General features: G+C 74.4%; 21 protein-coding genes. 16 read left to right on the top strand and 5 right to left on the bottom strand.

Going from position 1 to position 21,453, the window contains the following annotated elements:
• The first annotated feature begins 159 nt into the window (after positions 1–159).
• The 6 genes from lspA to ACI79Y_RS05405 all read left to right on the top strand — a co-directional run bounded on the left by lspA (position 160) and on the right by ACI79Y_RS05405 (position 7,689).
• The gene (gene lspA, locus ACI79Y_RS05430) at positions 160–777 is read left to right on the top strand and encodes a signal peptidase II (protein ID WP_457157487.1); all 618 of its coding nucleotides are present in this window, start codon (positions 160–162) and stop codon (positions 775–777) included.
• A 37-nt stretch (positions 778–814) separates the two neighbouring features.
• A complete protein-coding gene (locus ACI79Y_RS05425) occupies positions 815–1,777 on the top strand; it encodes an RluA family pseudouridine synthase (protein WP_457157486.1) in 963 nt (320 codons plus the stop codon).
• A gap of 12 nt (positions 1,778–1,789) precedes the next feature.
• Positions 1,790–2,611, top strand: coding sequence for a CPBP family intramembrane glutamic endopeptidase (locus tag ACI79Y_RS05420; protein WP_457157485.1), 822 nt, complete (start codon positions 1,790–1,792; stop codon positions 2,609–2,611).
• Positions 2,608–3,063, top strand: coding sequence for a GNAT family N-acetyltransferase (locus tag ACI79Y_RS05415; RefSeq protein WP_457157484.1), 456 nt, complete (start codon positions 2,608–2,610; stop codon positions 3,061–3,063). The genes ACI79Y_RS05420 and ACI79Y_RS05415 overlap by 4 nt, the downstream gene beginning before the upstream one ends.
• Before the next feature lie 225 nt (positions 3,064–3,288).
• Positions 3,289–6,852 carry a DNA polymerase III subunit alpha gene (dnaE, locus tag ACI79Y_RS05410; protein WP_457157483.1) on the top strand — a complete coding sequence of 1,188 codons (3,564 nt, stop codon included), beginning with the start codon at positions 3,289–3,291 and terminating at the stop codon, positions 6,850–6,852.
• 150 nt (positions 6,853–7,002) lie between these two features.
• Positions 7,003–7,689 (top strand): DUF2567 domain-containing protein, encoded by a 687-nt coding sequence (locus tag ACI79Y_RS05405; RefSeq protein WP_457157482.1) that lies wholly within the window; start codon positions 7,003–7,005, stop codon positions 7,687–7,689.
• Positions 7,690–7,756: 67 nt separating this feature from the next.
• Here ACI79Y_RS05405 and ACI79Y_RS05400 read toward each other — a convergent pair whose 3' ends face one another.
• A complete protein-coding gene (locus ACI79Y_RS05400; RefSeq protein ID WP_457157481.1) occupies positions 7,757–8,674 on the bottom strand; it encodes an LON peptidase substrate-binding domain-containing protein in 918 nt (305 codons plus the stop codon).
• A 147-nt stretch (positions 8,675–8,821) separates the two neighbouring features.
• On the opposite strand from ACI79Y_RS05400, the gene hisD reads away from it, so the two are divergent.
• From hisD to hisH, 5 genes are read left to right on the top strand one after another with little or no spacing between them, the layout of a single operon-like run.
• The gene (gene hisD, locus ACI79Y_RS05395) at positions 8,822–10,123 is read left to right on the top strand and encodes a histidinol dehydrogenase (RefSeq protein WP_457157480.1); all 1,302 of its coding nucleotides are present in this window, start codon (positions 8,822–8,824) and stop codon (positions 10,121–10,123) included.
• Complete coding sequence (locus tag ACI79Y_RS05390) at positions 10,120–11,241, top strand: histidinol-phosphate transaminase (RefSeq protein WP_457157479.1); 1,122 nt, start codon at positions 10,120–10,122, stop codon at positions 11,239–11,241. Before hisD ends, ACI79Y_RS05390 begins: the two co-directional genes overlap by 4 nt.
• The gene (gene hisB / locus ACI79Y_RS05385) at positions 11,238–11,834 is read left to right on the top strand and encodes an imidazoleglycerol-phosphate dehydratase HisB (RefSeq protein ID WP_457157478.1); all 597 of its coding nucleotides are present in this window, start codon (positions 11,238–11,240) and stop codon (positions 11,832–11,834) included. The genes ACI79Y_RS05390 and hisB overlap by 4 nt, the downstream gene beginning before the upstream one ends.
• Before the next feature lie 3 nt (positions 11,835–11,837).
• Positions 11,838–12,014, top strand: a complete 177-nt coding sequence (locus ACI79Y_RS05380; RefSeq protein WP_457157477.1) for a hypothetical protein — start codon at positions 11,838–11,840, stop codon at positions 12,012–12,014.
• A gap of 52 nt (positions 12,015–12,066) precedes the next feature.
• Positions 12,067–12,705: an imidazole glycerol phosphate synthase subunit HisH gene (gene hisH / locus ACI79Y_RS05375; protein ID WP_457157476.1), complete on the top strand. Its 639-nt coding sequence runs from the start codon at positions 12,067–12,069 to the stop codon at positions 12,703–12,705.
• A 20-nt stretch (positions 12,706–12,725) separates the two neighbouring features.
• On the opposite strand, the gene ACI79Y_RS05370 is transcribed toward hisH, so the two are convergent.
• The 3 genes from ACI79Y_RS05370 to ACI79Y_RS05360 are packed head-to-tail and all read right to left on the bottom strand — an operon-like array spanning position 12,726 to position 14,854.
• On the bottom strand, positions 12,726–13,430 hold the full coding sequence (locus ACI79Y_RS05370; RefSeq protein ID WP_457157475.1) for a class I SAM-dependent methyltransferase: 705 nt from the start codon (positions 13,428–13,430) through the stop codon (positions 12,726–12,728).
• Positions 13,431–13,470: 40 nt separating this feature from the next.
• Positions 13,471–14,238 carry an SDR family NAD(P)-dependent oxidoreductase gene (locus ACI79Y_RS05365; protein WP_457157474.1) on the bottom strand — a complete coding sequence of 256 codons (768 nt, stop codon included), beginning with the start codon at positions 14,236–14,238 and terminating at the stop codon, positions 13,471–13,473.
• 16 nt (positions 14,239–14,254) lie between these two features.
• Positions 14,255–14,854, bottom strand: a complete 600-nt coding sequence (locus ACI79Y_RS05360) for a nitroreductase family protein (RefSeq protein WP_457157473.1) — start codon at positions 14,852–14,854, stop codon at positions 14,255–14,257.
• Between the two features lie 60 nt (positions 14,855–14,914).
• On the opposite strand from ACI79Y_RS05360, the gene priA reads away from it, so the two are divergent.
• The 3 genes from priA to hisF are packed head-to-tail and all read left to right on the top strand — an operon-like array spanning position 14,915 to position 16,832.
• Entirely contained in the window at positions 14,915–15,640 is a 726-nt protein-coding gene (gene priA / locus ACI79Y_RS05355; RefSeq protein WP_457157472.1) for a bifunctional 1-(5-phosphoribosyl)-5-((5-phosphoribosylamino)methylideneamino)imidazole-4-carboxamide isomerase/phosphoribosylanthranilate isomerase PriA, read from the top strand.
• The gene (locus tag ACI79Y_RS05350) at positions 15,637–16,041 is read left to right on the top strand and encodes a RidA family protein (RefSeq protein WP_457157471.1); all 405 of its coding nucleotides are present in this window, start codon (positions 15,637–15,639) and stop codon (positions 16,039–16,041) included. The genes priA and ACI79Y_RS05350 overlap by 4 nt, the downstream gene beginning before the upstream one ends.
• Positions 16,038–16,832: an imidazole glycerol phosphate synthase subunit HisF gene (gene hisF, locus ACI79Y_RS05345; RefSeq protein WP_457157470.1), complete on the top strand. Its 795-nt coding sequence runs from the start codon at positions 16,038–16,040 to the stop codon at positions 16,830–16,832. The genes ACI79Y_RS05350 and hisF overlap by 4 nt, the downstream gene beginning before the upstream one ends.
• Before the next feature lie 137 nt (positions 16,833–16,969).
• Here hisF and ACI79Y_RS05340 read toward each other — a convergent pair whose 3' ends face one another.
• Positions 16,970–17,599, bottom strand: coding sequence for a TIGR03085 family metal-binding protein (locus ACI79Y_RS05340; RefSeq protein WP_457157469.1), 630 nt, complete (start codon positions 17,597–17,599; stop codon positions 16,970–16,972).
• A gap of 170 nt (positions 17,600–17,769) precedes the next feature.
• On the opposite strand from ACI79Y_RS05340, the gene ACI79Y_RS05335 reads away from it, so the two are divergent.
• Complete coding sequence (locus tag ACI79Y_RS05335) at positions 17,770–19,575, top strand: ABC transporter ATP-binding protein (RefSeq protein ID WP_457157468.1); 1,806 nt, start codon at positions 17,770–17,772, stop codon at positions 19,573–19,575.
• Between the two features lie 5 nt (positions 19,576–19,580).
• Entirely contained in the window at positions 19,581–21,422 is a 1,842-nt protein-coding gene (locus ACI79Y_RS05330; protein ID WP_457157495.1) for an ABC transporter ATP-binding protein, read from the top strand.
• Positions 21,423–21,453: the final 31 nt, after the last annotated feature.

Raw genomic sequence — 21,453 nt, 5'->3', positions numbered from 1 at the left:
AGGGTGAGAGATGAGTCACAAGGCGGGTCGGGACGTCTCGTACCGTCCCGGTTGCCCTCCGAGCCTGACAGACGGCGCCGCCTCGCCGTCGGGCGGCGGGACGCCGCTATCGTCGTCCGGGACGTGGCCGCCCGGGCCGCGACCGGGAGGACGGCGACGGTGTCCGAGCAGCCCGAGCGGCCGACGGCCGACCCCGTCCCGGCCGCGGACCCGTCCGCGCCGGCTCCTGAGGACGCCGGGCCCCGGCGGTCCCGCGCCCGCCTGCTGGCGCTCGTCGCGGCGGGCGTGTTCGTCCTCGACCTGGCGACGAAGCTGCTGGTCGTCGCGACCCTGTCCGACCGGGAGCCGCTGCGGCTGCTCGGTGGGGCCCTCTACCTCACCGAGGCCCGCAACACGGGAGCGGCGTTCTCCTTCGCCGAGGGCGCCACGGTCGTCTTCACGCTGATCGCCGTGGCGGTCGTGGTCGTCATCGTGCGCATCGCGCGGCGGCTCTACTCGACCGCGTGGGCGGTCGCGCTCGCGCTGGTGCTCGGCGGTGCGCTGGGCAACCTCGTCGACCGGGTGTTCCGCGACCCGGGCTTCCTCCGCGGCGGCGTCGTCGACTTCATCTCGCTGTTCGACCCCTACGGCGACGTCTGGCCGATCTTCAACGTCGCCGACTCCGCGATCGTCTGCGGCGGCGTGCTCGGTGCGCTGCTGGCCTTCCGCGGCGTGGAGTTCGACGGCCGCCGCAGCGACGACCGGCCCGCGGAGGGCAGCGACGGCACCCCCGGCTGAGCGCGCTGCCGCCGGACCGTCGGCGGCAGCGGTCACAATGGACGCCGTGACGAGCAGCCCCGCCCCGGCGCCCCGGGGTGAGACCCGCGCCCTGCCGGTGCCCGACGGGCTGGAGGGGCAGCGTGTCGACCAGGCCCTGTCCCGGCTGTTCGGGGTCTCCCGTGCCGTCGCCGCCGACCTCGCCGACGGCGGCTCGGTCCTCGTCGACGGGCGGGCCCGCGGCAAGGGCGACCGGCTCGTCGCGGGCAGCTGGCTGGAGGTCGAGCTGCCCCCGCCGCCGGGTGAGCCGGTGGCGCCGCGGCCGGTCGCCGGGCTGACCGTCGTGCACGACGACGAGGACGTCGTGGTGGTCGACAAGCCGGTCGGCGTGGCCGCGCACGGCAGCCCCGGCTGGGACGGCCCGACCGTGACCGGCGGGCTGGCCGCGGCGGGCTACCGGATCAGCACCAGCGGCGCGGCCGAGCGGCAGGGGATCGTCCACCGGCTGGACGCCGCGACCACCGGGCTGATGGTGGTGGCCAAGAGCGAGCGGGCCTACACGCTGCTCAAGGCCGCGTTCAAGGAGCGGACCGTCGACAAGGGCTACACCGCACTGGTGCAGGGCCACCCCGATCCGTCCAAGGGCACCATCGACGCCCCGATCGACCGGCACCCCAAGCACGACTGGCGCTTCGCCGTCGTCACCGGGGGGCGCCCGTCGGTCACCCACTACGAGGTGGTGGAGGCGTTCCCCGCCGCCAGCCTCGTCGACATCCACCTGGAGACCGGGCGCACCCACCAGATCCGGGTGCACTTCTCCGCGCTGCGCCACCCCTGCGTCGGGGACATGACCTACGGCGCCGACCCGACGCTCGCCGCCCGGCTGGGGGTCTCCCGGCAGTGGCTGCACGCGCGGCGCCTCGGCTTCGCCCACCCGGCCGACGGCCGCTGGGTCGAGTTCACCAGCGACTACCCGGCCGACCTCGCCGGCGCCCTGGCGGTCCTGCGTGCCGAGAACTGAGCTGCCGCGCTCGTGACGACGGTGCCCGACCTCCCCGACGCCTTCGCCGACCTGGGGCCGGCGCAGCTGGCGTCGGCGATGATCGCCGTCTACCTGGTGGTGGGGGAGCCGTTCGTCGGCTGGGTCCTGCACCGGCGCTTCGAGAGCCGGCTGCGCACCGACCCGGCCGCCCGCCGCTCCTTCTACCGGCGGCTGCTGGTGCTGGAGTGGGGGCTCGCGCTCGTCGCCGCGGTCGTGTGGCTGGCCGCCCCCGGCGTCGGCGCCGCCGCGGTGGGCCTGGTGTGGCCGCAACGCTGGCCGGGCCCGGTCTCCTGGATCGCGGTCCTGGCCCTCGCCGCGCTGGTCGTGGTGTCGGTCCGGGCCCTGCGCGCCGGTGCGCTGGTCGGGCCGCCGCCGGACGTGGTCCGGCCGCACGTCCCCGGCAGCCCCCGGCACGCCGAGCCGACCGGGCAGGCGACGGGGCAGGCGACGGTCGCCCTGCTGCCGCGCAGCCGGTCCGAGCGGCGGCTGTTCGCCCTGGTCGGCGTCACCGCCGGGGTCTGCGAGGAGTGGCTGTACCGGGGCTTCTTCCTGGCCGTGGTCGCCGCCGCGCTGCCCGGGCTGCCGTTCGCCCTGCTCGTGCTGGTCGCGGCCGTCGCCTTCGGCCTGGCGCACGCCTACCAGGGGGTCTCGGGGGTGGTCACCACCGGCGTGCTCGGCGGGGTGCTGGCCGCGGTCTACCTGGAGACCGGGTCCCTGCTGCTCCCCGTGCTGCTGCACGCCCTGATCGACCTGCGGTTCCTGCTCGTGCCGGCGTCCGCGCTGCCGCCCGGCCCGGCGGTGGCGGCCCGGTGAGCGCGCCCACGGCGTCGCTGGCCACCGCGGCCGACCTCGCCGAGGTCCGCGCGCTGCGGCACCGGGTCTTCGTCCTCGAGCAGGGGGTGCCGGCCGAGCTCGAGCGCGACGCCGCCGACGCCACCGCGGTGCACGGGCTCAGCCGGGACGACACCGGCCGGCTCGTCGCCACCGGCCGGCTGCTGCCCGACGCCGCGGGCCCCGGGCGGGCGGTCATCGGCCGGATGGCCGCCGACGCCGGGGTGCGGGGCCGCGGGCACGGGGCCGCGGTGCTCGCCGCGCTGCACCGGGCGGCCGCCGAGCTGGGTCAACGGGCGGTCGAGCTGCACGCCCAGGTCAGCGCCCGCGGGTTCTACGAGCGGGCCGGCTACGTCGCCGTCGGCGAGGAGTACGAGGAGGCCGGGATCAGGCACGTCACCATGCGGCGGTCGCTCACCCCGGGCCAGCCGTGACGGAGCGGTCCGCGTCACCGAAACAAGTTCCTGTCGGTGCTCGCTGGTAGACCTCCGCGATGCGAGGATCGGAGTCGCCGGACGCCGTTCCCGAGCACCTCGACACCCCAGCACCACAGCACCGCCCGGAACGGCCTTCCCCGCCGGTCACCAGCTCGACCCGCCGCCCCTGCCCACCTGCTGGTGGTCAGGCGGCTGCACGACCCGTGAGGAGCACCCCGCACCGTGAGCAGCGCCCCGTCAGAGAACTTCGTGCACCTGCACGTGCACACCGAGTACTCGATGCTCGACGGGGCCGCGAAGCTGGGCGAGGTGACCACGGCCGCCGCCGAGGAGGGCATGCCGGCGCTGGCGATGACCGACCACGGCAACGTGTTCGGCGCCTACGACTTCTACAAGCAGGCGAAGTCCGCCGGGGTGAAGCCGATCATCGGCATGGAGGGCTACTACACCCCCGGCTCCCGGTTCGACCGCGCTCCGTTCGACTTCGGCGACAAGCTGATCGACGAGGAGGGGGACGGCGGGTCCAACCGCGGCAAGGCCGCCTACACCCACATGACCCTGCTCGCCCGCACCACCGAGGGCATGCACAACCTGTTCCGGATCTCCTCGCTGGCCAGCCTGGAGGGCCAGTACCGCAAGCCGCGCTTCGACCGCGACCTGCTGGAGAAGTACGGCAAGGGCCTGATCGCCACCACCGGCTGCCCCTCCGGTGAGGTCAACATGTGGCTGCGCGCCGGCAAGGTCGACCGCGCCCGCCAGGCCGCGGCGGACTTCCAGGACATCTTCGGGCGGGAGAACTTCTACGCCGAGGTGATGGACCACGGGCTGGCCATCGAGAAGAAGACCAAGCCCGCGCTGCTGGAGATCGCCAAGGACCTCGGCATCCCGCTGCTGGGCACCAACGACCTGCACTACACCCGCCGGGAGGACGCCGACGCGCACGACGCGCTGCTGTGCATCCAGACCGGCTCGCGGCTCAACGAGCCCAACCGCTTCAAGTTCAACGGCGACGGCTACTACCTCAAGTCCGCCGCCGAGATGCGCGCGCTGTTCCGCGACATGCCCGAGGCCTGCGACAACACGCTGCTGGTCGCCGAGCAGTGCGAGGTCAGCTTCACCGAGGGCGCCGACCTCATGCCCCGGTTCCCGCTGCCGGAGGGCGAGGACGAGACCTCCTGGTTCGTGAAGGAGGTCGAGCGCGGGCTGCACAAGCGGTACCCGAACGGCATCCCCGACCACGTGCGCAAGCAGGCCGACTACGAGGTCGGGATCATCACCCAGATGGGCTTCCCGGGGTACTTCCTCGTGGTCGCCGACTTCATCAACTGGGCCAAGGACAACGGCATCCGGGTCGGACCCGGCCGTGGTTCGGCCGCGGGCTCGCTGGCCGCGTACGCGATGGGGATCACCGACCTCGACCCGCTCCAGCACGGGCTGATCTTCGAGCGGTTCCTCAACCCCGAGCGCGTCTCGATGCCCGACGTCGACATCGACTTCGACGACCGCCGCCGCGGCGAGGTCATCCAGTACGTCTCGCAGAAGTACGGCGAGGAGCGGGTCAGCCAGATCGTCACCTACGGCACCATCAAGGCCAAGGCCGCGATCAAGGACGCCGCCCGGGTGCTCGACCGGCCCTACTCGGTGGGCGACGAGCTGACCAAGCTGATGCCCCCGGGCGTGATGGGCAAGGACATCCCGCTGTCGGGGATCTTCGACCCCGAGCACGACCGCTACAAGGAAGCCGGGGAGTTCCGGGCCCGGTACGAGTCCGACCCGGGCGCTGCCGAGGTCGTCGACCAGGCGCGCAAGCTCGAGGGTCTGAAGCGGCAGTGGGGCGTGCACGCGGCCGGCGTGATCATCGGCCGGTACCCGCTGATCGACAGCATCCCGATCATGCGCCGGGAGGCCGACGGCGCGATCATCACGCAGTTCGACTACCCGACCTGCGAGACCCTCGGCCTGCTGAAGATGGACTTCCTGGGCCTGCGCAACCTCACGGTCATCGATGACGCGCTCCGGAACATCGTCATCAACGGCAAGGAGCCGGTCGACCTCGACGAGATCAGCAAGGACCTCACCGACCCGAAGACCTACGAGCTGCTGTCCCGCGGGGACACCCTCGGCGTCTTCCAGTTCGACGGTGGCCCGATGCGGTCGCTGCTGCGGCTGATGCGCCCGGACAACTTCGAGGACATCTCGGCCGTCGGCGCGCTCTACCGGCCCGGCCCCATGGGCGCGAACTCGCACACCAACTACGCGCTGCGCAAGAACGGCCAGCAGGAGATCACCCCGATCCACCCGGAGCTGGCCGAACCGCTCGCCGAGATCCTGGGGCAGACCTACGGCCTGATCGTGTACCAGGAGCAGGTCATGGCGATCGCGCAGAAGGTCGCCGGGTACTCGCTCGGCAAGGCCGACCTGCTGCGCCGGGCGATGGGCAAGAAGAAGAAGTCGGTGCTGGACGCCGAGTTCGTCGGCTTCGAGGCCGGGATGAAGGCCAACGGCTTCTCCTCCGCCGCGGTCAAGACGCTCTGGGACATCCTGGTGCCCTTCGCCGACTACGCCTTCAACAAGGCGCACTCGGCCGCCTACGGCCTGGTCTCCTACTGGACCGCCTACCTGAAGGCCAACTACCCGGCCGAGTACATGGCCGGGCTGCTGACGAGCGTCGGCGACGACAAGGACCGCCGCCCGGTCTACCTGGCCGAGTGCCGCCGGATGGGCATCAAGGTGCTCCCGCCGGACGTCAACGAGTCCTCCTGGGACTTCACCGCGGTCGGCAACGACATCCGCTTCGGCCTGGCCTCGGTGCGCAACGTGGGCACCAACGTGGTCGAGTCGATCGTGCGGGCGCGGGAGGAGAAGGGCGCGTTCAAGGACTTCGCCGACTTCATGCGCAAGATCGACACGGTGGCCTGCAACAAGAAGGTGATCGAGTCCCTGGCCAAGGCCGGTGGGTTCGACTCGCTCGGCCACTCCCGCCAGGGCATCGCGGCGATCCACGCGCAGGCCGTCGACTCCGCGATGAGCCTCAAGCGCAAGGAGGCCGAGGGGCAGTTCGACCTGTTCGGCAGCTTCGGTGACGGGGACGGCGACGTCGCCGACCCGCTGAGCGCCGCGCTGGACATCCCGATCCCCACCGCCGACTGGTCCAAGGCCGAGCGGCTGGTGTTCGAGCGGGACATGCTGGGCCTCTACGTCTCCGACCACCCGCTGCACGGGGTCGAGCACGTGCTCACCTCGCACGCCGACACGGCGATCGCCGAGATCGTCTCCGGTGGGGTCGAGGACGGCGCGAACGTCACCATCGCCGGCATCCTCACCGCCGTCGGGCCCCGCACCAACAAGCAGGGCGCCCCGTGGGCCATCGCGACGCTGGAGGACCTGGAGTCCGGCATCGAGGTGCTGTTCTTCCCCAAGACCTGGCAGCAGGTGCAGGACAAGGTGGCCCGCGACCAGATCGTGGTGGTGAAGGGGCGGATCAGCCGCCGCGACGACACCCCCTCGCTGTTCGGCTCCGAGGTCATGATCCCCGAGCTCACCGAAGGGCCGCGGGGCCCGGTGCTGGTCTCCATGCCCGCCACCCGGTGCACCCCGCCGGTGGTGGAGCGACTGCGTGAGGTCCTGGGGAGCCACCCCGGCACCACCGAGGTGCAGCTCAAGCTGCTCAACGGTGGCCGGGAGACCGTCCTGCGGCTGGACCAGGGCCTGCGCGTGCAGCCGAGCACCGCGCTCATGGGCGACATCAAGGCGCTGCTGGGCCCCACCAGCGTCGCCCTGCTGTGAGGAAGGGGGAAGGACCCTCCTGCCTCCCACCACTCGCAGGCTCGCGGCGGGTCCCTGCCGGAGGGCCTGGCCTCATGCCTCGCAGGCTCGGCACGAGCCTCGGGACGGGGCCGTGGGGGCCGGCGGCGGGCCGCGGGTGAGGATGGATCGGTGACCACCTCCACCCCCGGCCCCGTGCCGCCGTCGTCGTCGTGGGCACCGCCGGCCGGGGGTGGCGTCCCCCTCGCGGCCCACCGGGCGGGCGTGCCCGGGCTGCGCGACGGCCGCGCCGACCTGCCCGCCGCGCTCCTCGCGGTCGGGGCGCTCGCCGTCGCCGGGCTGCCCGTGGGCGGGCTGTGGCTCTGGCTCGCCCCGCGGGCGGAGTTCCGGGTCACCGACACCGAGGTGGTGCCGGTCGGCCCGGCGCCGTCCAACGAGCTGTTCATGGCCGATGACGGCGTCTTCGTCCTGCTGCTCGCCGGGCTGGGCCTGGTCGCCGGGGTCGCCGGCTGGCTGTGGCGGCGCCGGCGCGGCGTGATGCTGCTGGCCGGCCTGGCCACCGGCACGCTCGCCGCCGGGCTGGTCGCCTGGCAGCTGGGGGAGCGGCTGGCCCCCGGGCCGACCGAGGAGGAGCTGGGCCGGGTCGGCGCGACGGTCACCACCGGCCTCGAGCTGGGGGCGACCGCTGCCCTGGCCGTGGGCCCGTTCGTCGCCGTGCTGGCCTACCTGGTGGCCGCCGCGCTCACCGCGCGCGACGACCTGGGCCGTGCCGAACCGGCCGACCAGCCGGTGGCCCAGCTGCCGCCGGGCGGCCGGCCACCACTGCCACCGGTCCCGCCACCGCGCCCGCGGGCCTGACGCCTCGCTGGCCCCGTCCCGGGGCTCGCCCCGAGCTGGCGAGGGGTGAGGTGGACGGGGTCCTTGGTCAGTTGGGGGTCATCGGGCTGGCGAACTGGGCCAGCGGTACGGGCACCGCCCCCAGCGCGCGCAGCAGGGTGAGCTCGCGGCGGAGCAGCCGGGACTCCATGGTCAGCCGGCGGCGGGTCGCCGACTCCGCGAGCAGCGCCTGGCGGTCGTCGGTGGTCAGCAGCGCCGCCGAGGCGACCAGCCAGGACAGCCCCCGGGCGTCGTCGCTGGCCTCACGCACGGCCGCCGCGGTCGGGTCGGGGTCCTCGTCCTCGCCCTCGCCCTCGTCGGCGTTCCCGGTGAGCGCGTCGAGCACGTCCTCCGGGAGCGCGCCGACGCCGCCACCCTGGCGTACCGCGACATCGGCGACGTAGCGGGCGAACAGCTCCCGGACGTTGCCCGCCAGCAGTTCCAGCGAAGCACGGGCGACGTCGGTGACCAGCTCGTCAGCGCGGTCGTCCGCGGGCGCGTCGACCGGGCCGGCAGCGGTCTGGGCCGCCGGATGACCCTCGCCGGCGGCCTCGGAGTCCCCGGCCGCCTCCTCGGCGGCCTCTTCCTCGACCAGCCACTCGACCTCGGCGCGCAGGTAGGGCGGCTCGCCGCTGTCCGGGTCGGGGAGCAGCACGTCGAGCAACCGGAAGCGCTCACCGCCCACGGCCACCACCCGGTAGCCGCCGTCGGGCCGGGGGGAGATGAGCCGGAGGACCGCGGTGCAGCCCACGTCGAACAGCGCCTCGGCCGGCGCGACCTGCTCGACCTCCCAGCCCTGGCGGATCGCGACCACGCCGAACCGGCGCTCGGGCCCCTCGGGCAGCGCGCCCAGTTCGGCGACCAGCCGGCGGTACCGCGGCTCGAAGATCTGCAACGGCAGCACGACGCCCGGGAACAGGGGGGTCCCCAGCGGGAACAGCGGGATCACCGCACGGCTCTCGCCCACACCGGGAGCCTAGGGGCACGGCGGACCGGGGACCTGACCACACCGGGCGGCTGCACCCCGGTGGAGGCCCCCGACCGGCTCCACCGGGGGCGTCGTACCCGCCGACTACGCTTGGCAGGCCGTTCACCGCTCCCCGGAGGTGCCCCCGTGCTCGCCCGCATCGACCTGCGTGGGTCCGCGCTGCCCGGGCAGCGCGAGCTCGCGCACCTGCTGCCCCGCGCCGCCACCGACATCGACTCGGTCCTCGCGGTCGTGCGGCCGATCTGCGAGGACGTGCGCCTGCGCGGTGCCCAGGCCGTCCGCGAGATCACCGCCCGGTTCGACGGCGTCGACGCCGAGGACTTCACCGTTCCGCAGGCCGCCCTCGACGAGGCGCTGGCCGGCATCGACCCCACCCTGCGCGCCGCGCTCGAGGAGTCGATCGCCCGGGTCCGCAGGGTGCACGCCGACCAGCGGCGCACCGACGTCACCACCGACGTCGTCCGGGGCGGCACGGTCACCGAGCGCTGGGTGCCGGTCCGCCGCGTGGGGCTCTACGTCCCCGGCGGGCTCGCGCCGCTGCTGAGCTCGGTGGTGATGAACGTCGTCCCGGCGCAGATCGCCGGCGTCGAGTCGATCGCGGTGGCCACCCCGCCGCAGCGGGACAACGGCGGCCTGCCCGACCCGGGCGTGCTCGCCGCCTGCGCGCTGCTGGGCGTCACCGAGGTGTACGCCGTCGGCGGGGCCCAGGCGATCGCCGTGTTCGGCTACGGCGCCGGCGACTGCGCGCCGGTCGACATGGTCACCGGCCCGGGGAACGTCTACACGACGGCGGCCAAGCGGCTGCTGCGCGGGCTGATCGGCATCGACTCCGAGGCCGGCCCGACCGAGGTCGCCGTGCTGGCCGACGACACCGCCGACCCGGTGCACGTCGCCGCCGACCTGATCAGCCAGGCCGAGCACGACCCGCTGGCCGGTGCGGTGCTGGTCACCACCAGCGAGCAGCTCGCCGACGCGGTCGTCGACCTGCTCCCCGCACAGGTGGCGGCCACCAAGCACAGCGACCGGATCACCACGGCGCTGGGCGGCAGCCAGTCCGGGGTCGTCCTCGTCGACGACCTGGACGCCGGCCTCGCCGTGGTCGACGCCTACGCCGCCGAGCACCTGGAGATCCAGACCCGGGACGCCCGCGCGGTGGCACTGCGGGTCCGCAACGCCGGCGCGGTGTTCGTCGGGCCGTGGGCGCCGGTGTCGCTGGGCGACTACGCCGCCGGCTCCAACCACGTGCTGCCCACCGGCGGCTGCGCCCGGCACTCCAGCGGGCTGAGCGTGCAGACCTTCCTGCGCGGCATCCACCTGGTCGAGTACGACGAGCAGGCGCTGGCCGAGGTGGCCGGGCACATCGACGCCCTGGCCAACGCGGAGGACCTGCCGGCGCACGCGGCCGCCGTCCGGGCCCGCGGCCGATGACGTCCCTGGACGACCTGCCGCTGCGCCCGGAGCTGCGCGGCCGCACGCCCTACGGCGCGCCGCAGCTGGCCGTGCGGCACGCGCTGAACACCAACGAGAACCCGTACCCGCTGCCCGCGCCGCTGCTGACCGACCTGGCCACCGCGCTCGCCGAGGCTGCGCCCGGGCTCAACCGCTACCCCGACCGCGACGCCACCGCGCTGCGGGCCGACCTCGCCACCTACCTGACCCGCACCAGCGGCGTCCCGGTCGACCCGGCGCAGGTGTGGGCGGCCAACGGCTCCAACGAGGTGCTCCAGCAGCTGCTGCAGACCTTCGGCGGCAGCGGGCGGACGGCGCTGGGGTTCACCCCGTCGTACTCGATGCACCCGATCATCAGCGCCGGCACCGCGACCCGCTGGGTCGACGGGCACCGGCGTGCCGACTTCACCATCGACCCCGCCCGGGCCGCGGCCCAGGTGCGCGAGGTCGCCGCCGACGTCGTCTTCGTGACCAGCCCGAACAACCCCACCGGCACCGCCGTCGCGCTGGACACGATCGCCGAGCTGTACGACGCCACGTCCGGGGTGCTGGTCGTCGACGAGGCGTACACCGAGTTCGCCCGCGCCGGCACGCCCTCGGCGCTCACCCTGCTGGCGGGGCGGCCGCGGCTGGTGGTCAGCCGCACCATGAGCAAGGCCTTCGGCATGGCCGGGCTGCGGCTGGGCTACCTGGCGGCCGACCCGGCGGTGGTCGACGCCGTCCAGCTGGTCCGGCTGCCCTACCACCTCAGCTCGCTCACCCAGGCCGCCGCCCGGACGGCGCTGGCGCACACCGACGCGCTGCTGGCCACCGTCGACGCGGTCAAGGCCGAGCGCGACCGGATCGTCGCGGCGCTGCCCGGCCTGGGGCTGACCAGCGTGCCCAGCGACGCGAACTTCGTGCTCTTCGGCCGGTTCGCCGACGCGTCCGCGGCCTGGCGGGCGCTGCTGGACCGGGACGTGCTGGTCCGCGAGGTCGGGCTGCCCGGCTGGCTGCGGGTCACCGCCGGCACCCCCGAGGAGACCGACGCGTTCCTCACCGCGCTGGGTGAGATCGCCGCCGACCACCGCACCACTGAGGGAGACTCGAGCTCATGAGCCGCACTGCACGCGTCGAGCGGGCCACCAGCGAGACCAAGCTCGTCGTCGAGCTCGACCTGGACGGCACCGGCACGTCCGACGTCGCCACCGGGGTCGGGTTCTACGACCACATGCTCACCGCGCTGTCCAAGCACAGCGGCATCGACCTGACCGTGCACGCCGACGGCGACCTGCACATCGACGCCCACCACACCGTCGAGGACGTCGCGATCGCGCTGGGCCAGGCCTTTGCCGAGGCACTGGGCGACAAGCGGGGGATCACCCGCTACGGCGACGCGACCATCCCGATGGACGAGGTGCTGGTGCAGGCCGCCGTCGACCTGTCCGGCCGGCCGTACTTCGTGCACGCCGAACCCGAGAACATGACGCCGATGATCGGGCCGGACTACCCGACGTCGCTCACCAAGCACGTCCTGGAGTCCTTCGCGTTCAACGCCCGGATCACCCTGCACGTGCGGGTGCTCTACGCCGGTCGCGACGCGCACCACATCGTCGAGGGCCAGTTCAAGGCGCTCGCCCGCGCGCTGCGCACCGCCGTGGCCATCGACCCCCGGGTCAGCGACGTCCCTTCCACCAAGGGCGCGCTGTAACCGGTGAGCTTCGGGATCGTGCTGCTGATCGTCGGCGGCTTCCTGCTCGGCGGCGCCTACAGCATCTTCAAGGCCGACTCCGACACCGACGGGCGGACCGGCGTGCAGGTGGCGTTCGCCGTCCTGCTGCTGGTCGCCGCCGTGCTGGCGACGGCCGCGGGCGTGCTCCGGCTGGTCTGACCCGCCGGGAATGCCGACGGTCCGCCCGCGGCTGCTGGGTAGCGTGAGTGCTGTGAAGAAGGTCGTCGTGCTCGACTACGGGTCGGGCAACCTCCGCTCGGCGGAGCGGGCGCTGTCCCGCGTCGGTGCCGACGTCACGGTCACCGCCGACCCCCAGGCGGCGCTGGACGCCGACGGGCTCGTCGTCCCCGGCGTCGGCGCGTTCGCCGCCTGCATGGACGGGCTGCGTGCCGTCGACGGCCCGAAGGTGATCGGCCGGCGGTTGGCCGGCGGCCGGCCGGTGCTCGGCATCTGCGTCGGGATGCAGATCCTCTTCGAGCGCGGCGTCGAGCACGGCCAGGACGCCGACGGCTGCGGCGAGTGGCCCGGCGTGGTCGAGCCGCTGCAGGCGCCGGTGCTGCCGCACATGGGCTGGAACACCGTCCAGCCGCCGGAGGGCTCCACCCTCTTCGCGGGGCTGGCGGACCAGCGGTTCTACTTCGTGCACTCCTACGGCGTCCGCGAGTTCCCGCTCGCCGCGGCCGGGGTCACCGGGCGGCTCACGCCGCCCGCGGTGACCTGGGCCGAGCACGGCGACCGGTTCGTCGCCGGGGTGGAGAACGGGCCGCTGTCGGCCACCCAGTTCCACCCGGAGAAGAGCGGCGACGCCGGGGCCCAACTGCTGACGAACTGGCTCGACACCCTCGACTGAGGTCCCCCCGACGCCGGTGCTCAGGGCAGCGCCAGCAGGCGGAGGACGAGGAACCCTGGTCGGCGGGAGAGCTTCTCGTGTTGCTCCGGCCATCGCCGGCGCATGGACTCCGGCGGCCTTGGTTCGACGAGCCGCTGGATGACGAAACCCGCGTCCGTCGCCGCCGTGCAGAGGTCGGACAGGGGCTCGCGCCAGAAGTGCACCTCGTGCTGCCCCGAGGGGAATGACCAGGTGTCGGACTCCAGCGCTCGGTCGAAGTAGGAGCCGCCCTTGCGGAGCCAGTCGGTGGTCGGGTGCTGGGTGGAGACGACGGCGGCGCCTCCGGGGCGCAGCACTCGATGGAACTCGGCCAGGGCCGCACGTCGATCCGCGACGTGGTGGATGGCCAGCGCGCAGACCACCAGGTCGACGTGGTCGTCGAGGTAGGGCAGCGGCTGATCCAGCCGGGCCAGGTCGATGCGGGCGCGGTTCCCGACCCGTGCCTGCGCGAGCTCGACCATCGCGGCGCTGGCGTCGAATCCGAGGACCTCGGCGCCTCGTTCCAGGAGCGCCTCGGTGTAGAGACCGGGGCCGCATGCGGCGTCCAGCACCCGTCGGCCGGCGACCTCCCCCACCAGATCGAGCACCGCCGGCCGGTCGTAGTGCGCGTTGTAGGCGTTGTCCTCGGCGGCGGCGCGGAACTCGTCGGCCATCCGGTCGTACGCCCGCCACAGCTCGTCGGCCACTCAGCGACCGTAGCCGCCGGCCGGCCGGATCTGCTCGCGGTCAGCTGCGCAGGTAGGAGGCGCCGTTGACGTCGATGATCGTGCCGGTGGAGAACCGGGCGCCGGGGGAGGCCAGCCACAGCACCGCGGACGCGACCTCCTCCGGCCGGGCGACCCGGCCGTAGGGCGACTGGGCGCGCACCGCGTCCCCACCCGGACCGTCGAGCACCTCACGGGCCATCTCGGTCTGCACGAAGCCGGGGGCCACGGTGCCCACCGAGATGCCGTGCGGGGCGAGCGCGAGCGCCATCGACTGGCCGAAGGCGTTGAGCCCGGCCTTGCTCGCCCCGTAGGCGGGGTTGTTCGGCTCGCCGCGGAACGCACCCCGGCTGGAGACGTTGACCACCGCGCCACCGCCGGCGGCGATCAGGTGCGGCACCGCCCGGAAGGTGGCGTTGGCCGGGCCGACCAGGTTCACGGCCAGGGTGTGCTGCCAGGCGGCCTGCCACTCGCCGTAGCCGGTCTCCAGCGGCGGGTGCGCGGTGAAGACACCGGCGTTGTTCACCAGCACGTGGAGCCCGCCGAGCGCCGCGGCGGCCTCGTCGACCATCCGCCCGACGGCGTCCGGGTCGGTGAGGTCGGCCTGGACCAGCACGTGCCCCTCGCCGGGCAGCTCGGCCAGCACCTGCTCGGCGCGCTCCCGGGAACCGCCCCAGTGCACCGCCACCCGGTCGCCCCGGGCGGCGAAGGCCAGCGCGATGGCGCGGCCGATGCCGCGGGAGGCGCCGGTGACCAGCACGGCGCGGGACTCGGTCTGCTCGTCAGCCACGGGAGGAGTCAACCAGTCACCAGCTGCCGCGGTGCACGACCTCGTCCAGGCCCCGGCGCCCCCGCCTGAGTGACGGTGACCGCCGGTCCTCTCCGCCCGGGTAACCGATCGACAGGCACCCGACCGGGGCGTGGGAGTCGGGCACGCCGAACGCGGCGCGCAGGCCGGTGACCCGCTCCGGTGGCACCCCGAAGAAGCAGGCGCCCAGGCCCTCGTCGACCGCGGTGAGCAGCATCAGCAGCGACGCCATGCCGGCGTCGACGTGCCAGTACGGCACGGGCCAGCGGGCCTCGTCCCGGTCGGTCCAGCCCTTGTCCGGCTCGGCGTAGCGGTCCAGGTACACCTCCCTCGACGAGAACGGCACGATCAGCAGCGGCGCCCGGCGCATCCGGGTCAGCCAGCCGTCGGGGGTGCCGGCGTCGGTGGTGGCGGTCCAGAACCGGTCGCGCTCCTCGGCGGTCTCCAGCACGAGGAACGCCCAGCCCTGGCTGAACCCGGCCGAGGGCGCCCGGATCGCGTGGTCGAGCAACCGGTCGCGCACCTCCGGCGGCACCGGCCGGTCGGGGTCGTAGTCGCGCACCATGCGGCGGCGCCGGACGACGTCCCTGAACTCCATGCGGACACCCTGCCGCAGCGGTCCGACAGGACCGTCGGCGGTGTTCCCTAGGCTGGACCCGTGCCGAAGCTGCAGCTGCTCCCCGCCGTCGACGTCGCCGACGGCCTCGCCGTCCGTCTGGTCCAGGGGGAGGCCGGCAGCGAGACCTCCTACGGCGACCCCCTGGAGGCCGCGCTGGCCTGGCAGCGCGACGGGGCCGAGTGGGTGCACCTGGTCGACCTGGACGCCGCGTTCGGGCGCGGGTCGAACCGCGAGCTGCTCGCCCGCGTGGTCGGTGAGCTCGACGTCGACGTCGAGCTGTCCGGGGGCATCCGGGACGACGAGTCGCTGGCTGCGGCGCTGGCCACCGGCTGCCGGCGGGTCAACCTGGGCACCGCGGCGCTGGAGTCGCCGGAGTGGTGCGCCCGGGCCATCGCCGAGCACGGCGACCGGATCGCCGTCGGGCTCGACGTGCGCGGCACCCGGCTGGCCGCCCGCGGCTGGACCAAGGAGGGCGGCGAGCTGTACGAGACCCTCGCCCGGCTCGACGAGGAGGGCTGCGCCCGCTACGTCGTCACCGACATCACCAAGGACGGCACCCTGCGCGGCCCGAACCTCGACCTGCTGCGCGAGGTCTGCGCGGCCACCCCGCGCCCGGTGATCGCCTCCGGCGGCGTCAGCTCCCTCGACGACGTCCGGGCCCTCGCCGGCCTGACCGAGGTGGGCGTGGAGGGCGCGATCGTCGGCAAGGCGCTGTACGCCGGTGCGTTCACCCTGCCCGAGGCGCTCGCGGTGACCGTCGAGTGAGCGCCCTGCGGATCGGTTCCGGTGCGCCCTGGGAGGACGTGGTCGGTTACAGCCGGGTCGTCGTCGCGGGCGACACCGCCTGGGTGAGCGGGACGACGGCGACCGTCGACGGCGTCGTGGCGCACCCCGGGGACGCCGCGGGGCAGACCCGGGTGGCCCTCGGTGGGATCCAGCGGGCGCTGGACGAGGCCGGCTTCGCCCTCGGCGACGTCGTGCGCACCCGGATGTACGTCACCGACATCAGCCGCTGGGAGGAGGTCGGGCGGGTGCACGGGGAGTTCTTCGGCCTGGTCCGGCCGGCCACCGCGATGGTGCAGGTGGCTGCCCTCATCGACCCGGCGATGCTGGTGGAGATCGAGGCCGACGCGGTTCGGGGCGCTGCGGTGCGGGGTCCGGCGTGAGCCTCGCAGTCCGCGTGATCCCGTGCCTGGACGTCGACGCCGGCCGGGTGGTCAAGGGCGTGAACTTCGTCGACCTCGTCGACGCCGGTGACCCGGTGGAGATGGCCCGGGTCTACGACGCCGAGGGCGCCGACGAGCTGACCTTCCTGGACATCACCGCCAGCTCCGGTGACCGCGAGACCACCTACGACGTGGTCCGGCGCACCGCGGAGAGCGTCTTCATCCCGCTCACCGTCGGTGGGGGAGTGCGCAGCGTCGGCGACGTCGACAAGCTGCTGCGCGCCGGCGCCGACAAGGTCGCGGTGAACACCGCCGCGGTCGCGCGGCCGGAGCTGATCGCCGAGATCGCCGACCGGTTCGGCAACCAGGTGCTGGTGCTCTCGCTGGACGCCCGCCGGGTGCGCGACGGCGCGGCCACCGACTCGGGCTTCGAGATCACCACGCACGGCGGCCGCCGGGGCACCGGCCGGGACGCCGTCGAGTGGGTCGTGCAGGCCGCGCGGCTGGGCGTCGGCGAGGTGCTGCTGAACTCGATGGACGCCGACGGCACCCGGGCCGGCTTCGACACCGAGCTGATCCGCGCGGTGCGCCGCGAGGTCACCGTGCCGCTGATCGCCAGCGGGGGAGCGGGGGCGGTCGACCACTTCCCACCCGCGGTCGAGGCCGGCGCCGACGCGGTGCTCGCCGCGAGCGTCTTCCACTTCGGGCAGCTGCGGGTGGGCGACGTCAAGGCCGGTCTGGCCGCCGCCGGGGCACCGATCCGCCAGGAGACCGACCACCCGCTGCGCTGATCCGTCCTGCGCGGGGCGCGCCGACGCACCCCGCGAGCACTGTGCGCTGAGAGCTGGTTCCGCCGCCGGGGTGCGCCATCAGTGCACAGTGCTCCGCCGGGTCCGCTCGGCCGGGCTTACCCCGACGCCCGTGGCGGTCACTCGACGGTCAGGTCCACGCAGGCGACGTCCTGGCGGCCGCTCACCCAGAGCAGCACCTCGAGCGGGGCGCCCACCACGGTCGTGGTCGGGGTGCCCTTGCGCAGCCGGCGCTCGCTGCCCGGGGCGCCGTCGGGGACGTCGCTGCGGCGCACCATCACCCCACCCTCGGTACGAGCCGCCTCCCGGCCCCGGGCCAGGAACGGCACGGCCTTCCACAGCTGGTCCTGCACCTCACGGGGCAGGTCCCGCGGCGACCAGTCCGGCTGGGCGCGCCGCACGTCCTCGTGGTGGATCACCAGCTCCGTGGTGTTCAGCAGCCGGTCCGCCACCGGCCAGGATCCCGGCAGCCACCTCGGTGGTCCGGCACGGAGCGCGGCCACCAGCTCGGGCCAGTCGCGGGCGGCGCCGGTCCGCTGCTGCACGCGCTGGGTCCACGTCGCGAACGGCCCACCGACGACCAACCCGGGCATCGAGTCCGGGCGGCGGTCGCGCACCACCAGGTGCGCGGCGAGGTCGCGGGTGGTCCACCCGGCGCACCGGGTCGGCTGGTCGGGCCCCAGTTCCTCCAGCAGGTCCGCCAGCGCCGTTCGCTCCGACCGGGACACGGGCTCGGCGGGAGGAGGCACCCCCCGAGGCTATGCCAGCTCCGCCCCGGGCGGGGCCCGGAACGAGACGGCCGGGCCCGGAACGAGACGGCCGGGCCCGGAACGAGACGGCGGGGCCCGGCAATCGATTAGGGCGGGTAAGCAACCCGGGTACGCTGCGGACACCGCCCGCACCACCGACTGGAGGCCCCGTGCCGCGCCGCAGAGACGCCGTGGTCCGCCGCGGGGTCCGTCACATCGGGCGCGCCGTCGCCGGGCAGCCGGGGATCTTCGTCCTCGCCGTGCTGGGCAGCAGCCTCTACGGCGCGATGACCGTCGCCAGCGCCTACGTGGTCGGCGGGATCACCGAGCGGGTGCTGCTCCCCGCCTTCGACGAGGGCGACACCACCGCCGGTGCCCTCTCCCTGGCCGCGCTGGCGATCGTCGTCGTCGCCCTGCTGAAGATCGTCGGCATCCTCGGCCGCCGGCTCTTCGCCGGGATCATGAGCTACCGGCTGCAGGCCGAGTACCGCCGGCGCGTCACCGGCCAGTACCTGCGGCTGCCGTTGTCCTGGCACCAGCGCCACCCCACCGGCCAGCTGCTGTCCAACGCCAACTCCGACGTCGAGGCCGCCTGGTTCTTCGTCGCCCCGCTGCCCTTCGCCTGCGGCGCGCTGGTCATGATCGCGATCACCATCGCCGCGCTGGTGCTCACCGACCCGCTGCTGGCGGTGGTCGGTTTCGTCGTGTTCCCGCTGGTCTTCGTGATCAACGCCGTCTACAGCCAGGTGATGAGCCCCCGGATGGCCCGCGCCCAGCAGCTGCGCGCCGAGGTCAGCGAGATCGCCCACGAGAGCTTCGACGCCGCCCTGGTGGTGAAGACCCTCGGCCGGGAGGCCGACGAGACCGCGCGCTTCGCCTCCCGGGCCGACGAGCTCCGGGACAGCCTGGTCGCCGTCGGCCGGGTCCGCGGCCTGTTCGACCCGCTGATGGAGGCCCTGCCGAACCTGGGCACCCTCGCCGTGCTGCTGGTGGGCGCCGAGCGCGTCGCCGCCGGTGCCACCGGCGCCGGTGACCTGGTCTCCATCGCCTACCTCTTCACCCAGCTGGCGCTGCCGATCCGCGCCATCGGCTGGGTGCTGGCCGACCTGCCGCGCGCGCTGGCCGGCTGGGACCGGGTCACCCCGGTCCTGGAGGCCACCGGCGAGATCCCGCACGGCCCGGACGCCGCCCCCGGCGGCGACCGGGGCGCCGCCGTCGGCCTGCGGGAGGTCGGCTTCGGCTACGCGGGCGCCACCCGGCCGACGCTGGACGGCGTCACCTTCGACGTGCCCGCCGGCCGCACCCTCGCCGTCGTCGGGCCCACCGGCGCGGGCAAGTCGACCCTCGCCGGGCTGCTCGTGCGCCTGGTCGACCCGCAGCGCGGGGACGTGCTGCTCGACGACGTCGACCTGCGCACCCTGCGCGAGGGCGAGGTCAGCGACCAGGTCGCCTTCGTGGCCCAGTCGACCTTCCTCTTCGACGACACCGTGCGCGACAACATCACCCTGGGCGGCGACTTCACCGACGCGCAGGTGCACGAGGCGCTCCGGATCGCCGCGGCCGACGACTTCGTCGCCCGGCTCCCGAACGGCCTGGACACCCGGGTCGGGGAGCGCGGCGCCAGCCTCTCCGGCGGCCAGCGCCAGCGCCTCGCCCTGGCCCGCGCCGTCGTCCGCCGGCCCCGGCTGCTCGTGCTCGACGACGCCACCAGCGCCGTCGACCCCGCCGTGGAGGCCCGCATCCTCGACGCCCTGCGGGCCGCCGACCGCCCGGCCACGGTCGTCGTCGTCGCCTACCGGCAGGCCACCATCGCCCTCGCCGACGAGGTGGTCTGGCTGGAGCGCGGGCGGCTGGTCGCCCGCGGCAGCCACGCCGAACTGCTCGCGCAGGTGCCCGGCTACGCGCGCCTCGTCCGCGCCTACCAGGAGCCCGACGGCCCAGCGGCCGATCGCACACCCGCGGAGGCGCAGGCGTGAGCACGATGGAGACTCCCGGGGACGGCGATGTCGTCCTCGCCGCCGACCGCCGGCCGGAGAGCGCCACCGCCACCCTCCGCCGGGGCCTGCGGATGATGCCGGAGTTCCGCCAGGGCCTGCCGGTCACCTTCCTGCTCGCGCTGATCGCCACCGGCGGCCGGGTGGTCGTGCCGATCGCCGTCCAGCAGGTGCTCGACCGCGGGCTGGGCGCGCCCGGTGGCCCGGACATCCCGCTGGTCCGGGAGCTGGTGCTCGTCTCCGCGGTCGTCGTGGTCGTCACCGGTGTCGCGGTCTACCGGATGAACGTGCGGCTGTTCCGCACCACCGAGACCGCGCTCGCCGGGCTGCGGGTGCGCGCCTTCCGGCACGTCCACGACCTGTCGGTGCTGCACCAGCAGGGTCAGCGGCGCGGGTCGCTGGTCTCCCGGGTCACCAGCGACGTCGACCAGCTCTCGGTGTTCATGCAGTGGGGCGGTGTCCTCGGCCTGGTCAGCATCGGCCAGCTCGTCGTCGCCACCGTGGTGATGGCGGTCTACTCCTGGCAGCTCACCCTGCTGGTGCTGGCCTGCTTCGTGCCGCTGGCGATCGCGGTGAAGTGGTTCGCCCGGCGGCTGGCCGCGGTCTACGGCGTCGTGCGCGAGCGGGTCGGGGACGTGCTGGCCGCCGTCGGGGAGTCCGTCGTCGGCGCTCCCACGGTGCGCGCCTACGGCATCCGGGCCCGGACGGCGGCCCGCATCGACCGCGCCATCGACCGGCACTACCGCGCCTCCGTCGACGCGCAGAAGGTGACCGCCGGCGTCTACGTCAGCGGCGAGCTCGTCGCCGCGATCGCCAACGCCGCGGTCGTGGTGGTCGGCGTGCTGCTCGGCATCGCCGGGGACATCAGCGCCGGCACCCTGGTCGCCTTCCTCTTCCTGGTCACCCTCTTCGTGGCGCCGGTGCAGACCGCCAGCGAGGTGCTCAACGAGGCGCAGAACGCCGTCGCCGGGTTCCGCCGGGTGCTCGACGTGCTGGACACCGAGCCCGACGTCCGCGACCCCGAGGGCGGGCGGTCACTGCCCCCCGGCTCCCTGGACGTGCGGTTCGAGCACGTCTCGTTCGCCTACGCCGCCGGCGGCGCCAAGGCCCTCGACGACGTCGACCTCACCATCGCCGCGCGCACCCGGGTGGCGATCGTCGGGGAGACCGGCTCGGGCAAGACCACCTTCGCCAAGCTGGTCACCCGGCTGATGGACCCCACGGAGGGACGCGTGCTGGTCGGCGGGGTCCCGCTGGACGAGGTCGCCTTCGCCTCGCTGCGCCAGCGGGTGGTGATGGTGCCCCAGGACGGCTTCCTCTTCGACGCCACGGTGGCCGACAACGTCCGCTACGGCCGGCCCGGCAGGACCGACGCCCAGGTCGCCGCCGCCTTCGACGAGCTCGGCCTGGGCGACTGGGTGGCCGGCCTGCCCGACGGTGTGGCCACCCCGGTCGGCCAGCGCGGGGAGTCCCTCAGCGCGGGGGAGCGGCAGCTGGTCGCCGTCGCCCGCGCCTACGTCGCCGACCCCGACCTGCTGGTGCTCGACGAGGCGACCAGCGCCGTCGACCCGGCCACCGAGATGCGGCTGACCCGGGCCCTGGACGCGCTCACCGACGGGCGGACGACGCTGACCATCGCCCACCGGCTGTCCACCGCGGAGCGCGCCGACGAGGTGCTCGTCGTCGACGCCGGCCGGGTCGTGCAGCGCGGCACGCACGCCGAGCTGGTCGACGCCGAGGGGCCCTACGCCCGGCTGCACGCCTCCTGGCGGCGCAGCTCCGGACGCCAGCCGGAACCGGCAGCCGCCGTCCAGCCGCTGCCCAGCTGAGCGTCAGGGGGTCGTCCTGCCCTCCGGGCAT

The sequence above is a fragment of the Modestobacter sp. SYSU DS0875 genome (assembly GCF_054050915.1).
This window is presented reverse-complemented; position numbering and strand designations above follow the sequence as displayed.

Bases quoted from the DNA above. Each gene is read 5' to 3' on its own strand.
- ACI79Y_RS05425 (WP_457157486.1), top strand. From the start codon at position 815: ATGGACGCCGTGACGAGCAGCCCCGCCCCGGCGCCCCGGGGTGAGACC.
- ACI79Y_RS05390 (WP_457157479.1), top strand. From the start codon at position 10,120: ATGACGTCCCTGGACGACCTGCCGCTGCGCCCGGAGCTGCGCGGCCGC.
- hisB (WP_457157478.1), top strand. From the start codon at position 11,238: ATGAGCCGCACTGCACGCGTCGAGCGGGCCACCAGCGAGACCAAGCTC.
- ACI79Y_RS05360 (WP_457157473.1), bottom strand. From the start codon at position 14,854: ATGGAGTTCAGGGACGTCGTCCGGCGCCGCCGCATGGTGCGCGACTAC.
- ACI79Y_RS05330 (WP_457157495.1), top strand. From the start codon at position 19,581: ATGGAGACTCCCGGGGACGGCGATGTCGTCCTCGCCGCCGACCGCCGG.